This window comes from Vibrio sp. YYF0003 (assembly GCF_036350715.1).
GTDB classification, from domain to species: domain Bacteria; phylum Pseudomonadota; class Gammaproteobacteria; order Enterobacterales; family Vibrionaceae; genus Vibrio; species Vibrio natriegens.
In genome coordinates this window covers 535238-543831 of sequence record NZ_JAZDWA010000003.1, presented here as the reverse complement: position 1 = coordinate 543831, position 8594 = coordinate 535238, and the positions used below count along the sequence as shown (strand labels likewise).

General features: G+C 45.6%; 6 protein-coding genes. 1 reads left to right on the top strand and 5 read right to left on the bottom strand.

The features are described from left to right. Window positions 1-356: 356 nt before the first annotated feature. Window positions 357-1247 carry an HTH-type transcriptional activator IlvY gene (gene ilvY, locus V1U08_RS12800; protein WP_330470728.1) on the bottom strand — a complete coding sequence of 297 codons (891 nt, stop codon included), beginning with the start codon at window positions 1245-1247 and terminating at the stop codon, window positions 357-359. A gap of 137 nt (window positions 1248-1384) precedes the next feature. Here ilvY and ilvC point away from each other — a divergent pair, with 137 nt between their 5' ends. Next, window positions 1385-2869, top strand: coding sequence for a ketol-acid reductoisomerase (gene ilvC / locus V1U08_RS12795; RefSeq protein ID WP_014230444.1), 1485 nt, complete (start codon window positions 1385-1387; stop codon window positions 2867-2869). A 289-nt stretch (window positions 2870-3158) separates the two neighbouring features. Here the strand turns inward: ilvC and ubiK are convergent, their stop codons facing one another. The 4 genes from ubiK to V1U08_RS12775 form a co-directional block, all read right to left on the bottom strand. Continuing rightward, window positions 3159-3410: a ubiquinone biosynthesis accessory factor UbiK gene (gene ubiK, locus V1U08_RS12790; protein WP_014230445.1), complete on the bottom strand. Its 252-nt coding sequence runs from the start codon at window positions 3408-3410 to the stop codon at window positions 3159-3161. A gap of 148 nt (window positions 3411-3558) precedes the next feature. Beyond that, window positions 3559-6681 (bottom strand): multidrug efflux RND transporter permease subunit, encoded by a 3123-nt coding sequence (locus V1U08_RS12785; protein ID WP_065298935.1) that lies wholly within the window; start codon window positions 6679-6681, stop codon window positions 3559-3561. An 11-nt stretch (window positions 6682-6692) separates the two neighbouring features. Beyond that, on the bottom strand, window positions 6693-7799 hold the full coding sequence (locus V1U08_RS12780; RefSeq protein WP_014230447.1) for an efflux RND transporter periplasmic adaptor subunit: 1107 nt from the start codon (window positions 7797-7799) through the stop codon (window positions 6693-6695). A 17-nt stretch (window positions 7800-7816) separates the two neighbouring features. Beyond that, window positions 7817-8398 (bottom strand): TetR/AcrR family transcriptional regulator, encoded by a 582-nt coding sequence (locus V1U08_RS12775; protein WP_014230448.1) that lies wholly within the window; start codon window positions 8396-8398, stop codon window positions 7817-7819. Window positions 8399-8594 lie beyond the last annotated feature (196 nt).

Below are 8594 nucleotides of genomic sequence, written 5' to 3'. Positions count from 1 at the left end.
CAGAAGTGAAACGAAATAGCGCCGATGGTAGTGTGGGGTTTCCCCATGTGAGAGTAGGACATCGCCAGGCTTTAAATTTGCAAAAAAGCCCGCTAGAAATAGCGGGCTTTTTTGTTATTTACGCTTTCCAAAATATGCTTCATAAGATTAATAAAACTTAATCTACGCACAACCACTCCTTAATTATCAATCACGTATCCTCTCTCTAGAATCAAAAAGTAAGAGGATACAACGTGAACATTTTAGGATATTTACAGAACGCTTATGGTGCCAATCGTCGTACTGCCGGTCGGAGGTTTAATGCTTGGTTTTTTCGACAGTGACTGTAGAGATAAACTCCAGGGTATTTGGAGCGACTACTGAGCAATAAAGCTTCCCTCGGCTAACTCCCACAACGCTTTGACTAATGAGTTTTCCAGTTGCGATCTTTTACAACACACACCTAGTTGGAATGGTTTGATTGGGGCAAACGAAAGACGCTGAATGCTATCTCGTACAGGACTGTTATTAATCACAACATCTGGCGCGATTCCGACACCACAACCTAAAGCCACCATACTGACAATGGCTTCATGACCAGAAATTTGCGCGTAGATATTCGGTTTAATTTTCATTTTTTTAAACCAGGCATTGGCTCGGTCCCGAGCGGTACCGGATTCAGGCACAATGAAAGGAATCTTATTCCAGTCGGGATGTTCTTTGTGTAGCTCTTCAACCCAAGAACTGATGCCTATGGGGGCTATTACGGAGAGTGGAATTTCAGTGATGGTGGTGAACTCCACTTTAGATGAAAGGTGCTCTGGCATGGCAGAAATGGCGATATCGGCCTCATCATTCATTATCTTATCGATGGCCTGAGCCGGATCCCCTGTCAGTAACTTGAACTCAATAAAGGGGTGTTTTAAGCGAAATGAGTTAAGAAGTTGAGGTAGGTGGCTATAACTGGCCGTGACGGAGCAGAATAAACGGACCTCACCTTTCAGAACGTCGTCTTGCACATTTATTTGAGATTGGAATTGTGTCCAGTCGTGAACCATCTTCATCGCTACTGGCTGAAATTTTTCACCAGCGGGCGTCAACTCCACACTCCGGTTGTCCCTGACAAAAAGCGGGTGGCCTATCTCTTCTTCTAATTTTTGAATCTGACGACTCAAAGCAGATGGACTCACGTGCATAGTGGCTGCTGTCTTACTAAAATTCTTGCTGTCACAGATATCAAGGAACAGTCGGATGGTTTTTATATTCATGAAATTACCGTGTTGCATTTTTTGCAATTACTAATTGTGAATATATCACTTTAAGCAATTAAATGTCTGTTCTAGTATGAACTCATTCGGTAAGACTAATACCGACCTCTACGGAAGAATCTTAAAGGAGCACCCTAATGGCTAACTATTTCAATACTCTAAACTTGCGTGAGCAATTGGACCAACTAGGTCGTTGTCGTTTTATGGACCGCAGTGAGTTTGCTTCAGAAGCAGACTACCTAAAAGGTAAGAAGGTTGTCATCGTAGGTTGTGGTGCTCAAGGCCTGAACCAAGGTCTAAACATGCGTGATTCTGGTCTGGATGTGTCATACGCACTTCGTCAGGCTGCAATCGACGAGCAACGTCAGTCATTTAAAAATGCAAAAGACAACGGTTTTGAAGTAGGTAGCTACGAGACTCTAATCCCTCAAGCGGATCTAGTTGTTAACCTAACTCCAGACAAGCAGCACTCTAACGTTGTTGAGACAGTAATGCCTCTAATGAAAGAAGGCGCTGCACTAGGTTACTCACACGGTTTCAACGTTGTTGAAGAAGGCATGCAAATCCGTAAAGACCTAACGGTTGTAATGGTTGCACCTAAGTGTCCTGGTACTGAGGTTCGTGAAGAATACAAACGTGGTTTCGGTGTTCCAACTCTAATTGCGGTTCACCCAGAGAATGACCCTAAAGGCGATGGTCTGGAAATCGCGAAAGCATGGGCAGCAGCAACTGGCGGTCACCGCGCAGGTTGTCTAGAGTCATCTTTCGTTGCAGAAGTAAAATCTGACCTAATGGGTGAGCAAACTATCCTATGTGGCATGCTTCAAGCTGGTTCTATCGTATGTTACGAGAAGATGGTTGCGGAAGGTATCGACCCAGGTTACGCAGGTAAACTACTTCAGTACGGTTGGGAAACAGTAACAGAAGCACTGAAATTCGGTGGCATCACGCACATGATGGACCGTCTGTCTAACCCAGCGAAAATCAAAGCGTTTGAGCTTTCTGAAGAGCTAAAAGATCTAATGCGTCCACTTTACAACAAGCACATGGATGACATCATTTCTGGTCACTTCTCTAGCACGATGATGGCTGACTGGGCGAACGACGACGTGAACCTACTAGGCTGGCGTGAAGAGACTGGTCAAACAGCATTTGAAAACTACCCAGAAACTGACGTTGAAATCTCTGAGCAAGAGTACTTCGACAACGGTATTCTAATGATTGCGATGGTTCGCGCAGGGGTTGAGCTAGCGTTTGAAGCAATGACTGCATCAGGCATCATCGATGAGTCAGCGTACTACGAGTCACTACACGAACTACCGCTAATCGCAAACACAATTGCACGTAAGCGCCTATACGAGATGAACGTAGTAATCTCTGACACTGCAGAATACGGTAACTACCTATTCGCAAACGTAGCAACGCCGCTACTACGTGAGAAGTTCATGCCTTCAGTAGGTACTGATGTTATCGGTAAAGGCCTAGGTGAGACTTCAAACCAAGTTGATAACGCAACACTTATCGCTGTTAACGAGAAGCTTCGCAACCACCCAGTTGAGTACATCGGTGAAGAGCTACGCGGGTATATGACTGATATGAAGCGTATCGCTGTAGGCGGCTAAATTACTGGCCTTAAGGCTCCATTTCGGTGTCGAAGGTGCTCATTTACTATCGTAAACTCCGCGCCTTCTTCTAGAAATGAAATCTTAATACTGCGTAATTTACATACTCTAAAGTAACGCAGTAAAAGAACTCCAGGCAGACTGGGGTCAATAAATACAAAACACAACATCTAATCAAAAGGCTTGGTCGCCGTTGACCAAGCCTTTTTTATTTATGGCTCGTTTGGTTGGAGTACAAAAAAGGCTGACACCTGAGTGTCAGCCTTTGAATCTTATCGGAAGACGATGCTTATTTGTCTGCTAGCTTAGCTTCAAGCTCGGCCAGTTTCGCTTCCATCTCAGTGAGCTTCTGACGAGTACGAAGCAGAACCTGAGTCTGAACATCAAACTCTTCACGGCTAACAACATCAAGCTTGTTCAGCTGACCTTGAATCACTTGGCGAACTTTCTGATCAACATCTGCACCTAGCTCTTTCACTGGTGCTGGCATAGAGTCATGAATCTGCTTGGCGATTTGCTCTAGTTTCTTTGGATCAAACATAGTGGTTAAAACTCCTTTTGATTTGTGCTCATTTTAAGTAATTGATACGGGAAAGTCGCTAGTTGGAATGCAAAAAATCGAGATAGGTACGGCAAACGCAAGGCAATAAAAAAGGCCACCGAAGTGACCTTTTTAGCTTGGCAGGGAATTAGTGGTTGTCCGCTAATCCTCGTTGCGCCGCTTTTGCTTCATCAACACGGGCCAACTTTTCCAGATCTTTGTCTTCAACAAACACTGGAAGTGGTTTGTGTTTCTCAGCTAAGTAGCTGTAGATAACAGGCAGTACGAATAGGGTAAACAGAGTACCAATCGCCAGACCAGCAACGATTACGATACCGATACTAAAGCGCTGAGCCGCACCTGCACCAGTCGCGTACATCAGTGGGATAAGACCCGCGATCATCGCTGCAGTTGTCATCAGAATAGGACGCAGACGAACTTTCGCCGCTTCCATTACTGCTTCTGTTTTACCCAGTTTGTTGTGCAGCTGCTCTTCTTTCGCTACTTCACAAATTAAGATACCGTGCTTGGTGATAAGGCCAACCAGAGTAATCAAACCAACCTGAGAGTAAATGTTCATCGATGCCGCGCCCCAGGCAAGCGCAATCAACGCGCCACAAATTGCCAGTGGCACAGACACCATGATAACCAGCGGATCTTTCACAGATTCAAACTGAATCGCCAGAACCAAGAAGATGATCGCTAGTGCTAAACCAAATGTCGCGTATAACGCACTACCTTCAGTCACAAACTGACGAGCTTCACCCATGTAATCATGGTTGTAGCCGCTTGGCAGTTTCGTTTCAGCGATGTTCTCAAACCAGTTAATCGCATCGCCCATTGCCGTGCCTGGAGCTGGTACCGCACCTACCGTTGCTGAGTTCAGCTGGTTGAAGTGAGGTAGTGAGCGTGGCTCTGCAATCACGTCAATCGTCACTAGGTTACTCAGTGGAACCGCGTTACCGTCAGCTGCACGTACGTAGTAGTTGTTCATCGACTCTGGGTTTAGACGCCACTTACGCTCTACCTGAGGGATAACTTCGTAAGAGCGGCCATTAAGGTCGATACGGTTTACGTAGCCATCTGCCATCATGGTGCTTAAAGTCACACCGATGTCTTGCATGGTTACGCCGTATGCGCCCGCTTTGTCTTTGTCGATGTTGATTTTCATCGTCGCCGAGTCGTAGTTCAGATCAAGATCCGAATAAACGAACATTGGGCTAGATTTCACTTCCGTTAATACGTCTGTAGCGATAGAGAATAAACTCTCAAATGCGTTTGGTGTGGTCAGAACAAACTGAATTGGAAGACCACTACCTGCACCTGGCAACTCTGGCATTTGGAACGCTGTTACCGCCATTCCCGGTACGTCCGCAACCAATCCGCCTACACGGCCCGTTACGTCTGCCTGGCTTGCTTCACGCTCACTCCAAGGCACCATAGAGGCAATACCGAACGCTTGGTGAGAGTTTGGTACACCTGAGAAAACCTGTGCAAACTGAACTTCTGGCTGTTCAGACAGAATGTTGTTTACCTGGTTCATGGTGTTCTGGATAAAGTCTAAGTTCGAATTTGATGGAGCAGTACCCATCAATACAACCACGCCTTTATCTTCAGACGGAGCCAGTTCACTTGGGATGAACTTGAACAGCATCGGTAAGCTGGCAAATACAATCAGTGCAAAACCAATTACAACTGGACGGTGTTGCATGACAGCACCCAACATTTTGGCGTATCGGCTGGTCATGCGCTCTAACACGCTATGCACTTTCTGTTCAAACTTGCTTGGTGCCTGATGAGCTTTCAGCATTTTTGAACACATCATTGGTGATAATGTCAGTGCCACGATACCTGATACAAATACCGCACCCGCCAGAGTTAACGCGAACTCTTTAAATAGCGAGCCCGTGATACCACCCATCAACGCGATCGGCGCGTATACCGCACCCAACGTTAGTGTCATCGCGATAACTGGAACCGCAATTTCGCGCGTACCGATAATGGCCGCTCGGAATGGTGATTCACCAAGCTTGATATGTCGGTCAACGTTTTCCAGTACAACGATCGCATCATCTACCACCAGACCAATGGCGAGAACCATTGCCAGTAGGGTCATCAGGTTCCACGAGAAACCCATGGATTGCATTACCATCGCCACACCGATCAAAGAGAGTGGGATAGTTACAATAGGGATCACTACGGCACGGAATGAACCAAGGAATATAGTGATAACAATCAGTACGATCACTGCAGCTTCAGCGATGGTTTTGATTACTTCGTTAATGGATTCGTTAATTGCGATAGTCGAATCATAAAGCACATTCATCTTGATCGTGCTAGGCAAGTTGCGCTCTAGCTGAGGTAATAGATCAAGTACGTCTGCTGCTATATTGATTGGGTTGGCACTTGGTGCAGCATTAATTGCAGCAACAACCGCCTCCTGACCATTTGCACTCGCTCGATATGAGTCGTGGCTCTTTTCTAGCGTCACTTTAGCAATATCGCTTAAGCGAGTGACATTGCCATCGTCGTTGCTAACAACAAGGTTCTTCAACTCATCAACATTGGATACCTGAGTATCCGCGCTGCCGTTGTAAAGTACAAACTCACCGATAGCCTGACCCGTAGCAGACTGATAGTTGTTGGCACTTAACACACCCATCACGTCAGTCGCGGTTAAGTTAAACGCTGCCATTTTTGCAGGGTCTAGCCAAACACGTAGCGCGTATTTCATACCACCGTATAGGTCGACTTTCGATACACCGTTAACGGTAAACAACTGTGGGTTGATTACACGCTCAAGGTAGTCGGTGATCTGACTTGAAGACAACTCATCACTGGTAAAACCAATATACAGTACCGCTGTTGTCGAGCCAGTCGACATAGTAACGGTAGGGTCTTCGGCTTCTTTCGGTAGTTGCGAGCGAACCGAGTTGGTTTTTGCCAGAATGTCCGAGAGTGCCGCATTCGGGTCAGTGTTCAACTTCATTTTCACGGTGATGGTGGATTTACCCAGCACCGATTGAGAAGTCATATAATCGATATTATCAGCCTGTGCGACCGCTTGTTCCAATGGCTGAGTAATAAAGCCCTGGATTAGGTCGGCACTGGCACCGTAGTAACTGGTCGAAACCGTTACTTCCGTATTCGTCATTTCAGGGTATTCACGAACCTGCATTTTGAAGATTGCTTGTAGACCAAGCAATGCGATCAAAAAGCTGATTGATACCGCTAAAACTGGACGTTTAATAAAAACATCAGTAAAGCGCATGAAGCCTCCGATTACAGCATTGGTGTTTCAGTTGGTGGAGTCGTTGCATCGCTTTCTACGACACGGACTTTAGCGTGGTTACTCAGACGAATCTGACCTGAGGTCACTACTACATCACCTGGCTTAACGCCTTCAAGAATGTGTACGATGTCTTTTGTACGCTCACCCACTTTAACCACTTGCTGTGTTACACGCTTTTCGCCATCTTCTTCAGATACGATGTAAATGCTGTCACCGTAAAGTGTGTAAGTAATCGCGGTTTGTGGCAGAGTCACCTGGTTTTCAAGTTTAGGCAGGATGATATTCGCTCGAGCGAACATACCACTACGTAGTTTTCCGTCGTTATTTGGAATATCTGCTTGTACCTGGATCAGACCACTCTGTACATTAACCGCTGGCTCAATGGCTGTAATTGAACCTTTGAAGGCGATTTCTGGGTACGCATCGACAAAAATATCGACAGCTTGGCTGATGTGGATACGAGAAATATCGGTCTGCGGCACGGTGAAACGTAGACGCATAACGCTGGTATCTTCAAGACGCACGATATCGGTACCCGCTTGCAGGTACTGACCTAGGTAAACATTACGGATACCAACCACGCCTGAAAACGGTGCTTTGATTTCACGACGGTCGATCGCCGCTTTCAAGCTCTCGATGTCAGCGCTAAGAGAAAAGTAATTCGCTTCTGCTTCATCATAAGACTCTTTAGAAATCGACCCTTTTTTGTACAGGCCTTGGTAACGCTTGTATTTTGCTTCAGCAGCTGGCAGCTTCGCTTGTGCACTTTTCAGGTTGGCTTTCTCAACAGCTGAATCAAGAAGTACCAAATCCTGGCCTTCTTTCACTTGAGTTCCAGATTCAAAAGCGATTTGGTCAATGACGCCACTTGTCTCGTTCGCTACCGTTACCCCTTGGTTAGGCTCGATAAAGCCAATTGCCTCAATCACCGGTACCCAATCAACTGACTGTACGTCAGTTACGGTTACGGGAAATTCAGGTTCCGGGCGATTCGCCATGTATTCGGCAATCTTCTGTTGCTTGAATAAGTTGAAACCTATCACACTGCCGAACAGCAAGATTGCGATAAGTAACATAAAAAAAGTCCACTTTTTCATTCTGGTCAGAACTCCAATTAGTGTTGAATGATTGCGTCCCAACTGGCTTCAATGGCAGCTTCTATGGCTGCTTCGTCCAGTTGATAAAACCCCAGAGCATGATGTCGGGCGAGTGCAACGGTCGCCTCGAAACTCAGTCCTGAAAGGATCATATTGTCGAGTGGCTTAAACACTCCTTGCTCTTTACCTTGGTCAAATAGTCGGTCTACCTGATCAAACATTTTACGCTCAAGTTCCAGCGTTACTCTATTGCTTGCATAGGGTAGGGATTGATATTGAACTCTATTGTTCAATGTGTCCACATTTGAGCCAGCTAAACACCAAATGTTAAGCCACATTTTTGTATAACGTTCTTTTAAAGGCATATCGTCGCTCACGCCGGCTTGCACTTCTATTGCAATGCGCTTTGCGACGTTTAATCTAACTTCGTCTAAAAGGTGGTTCTTATCGGAAAAGTAACGATAGATAGTGCCAGCCGCCACACCCGCTTCTTTGGCTAGCTTTTGCATCGAAAATCCCTGAAAACCCAGCTCAGCAATCAGTTTTTCCGCCGCACAAAGAATCTGAGCTTTTTTATCTAAAGTTGTATTACTCGACATAGTTCCACTTCTAGTGAATGAACGTTCATTCATTATAGATCTAAAGCTATACGAGTGTGCAATAAAAAATAATTAAATTTTTACTTTGGTATAAATGGAGTTAGCAAACACTGACAAACTGAGGGCTGATAAACGTGGTAATCGTTCATACTCACTATTATCATAGGCGCCACGTTTATTGCCCGCTGAGAAATTC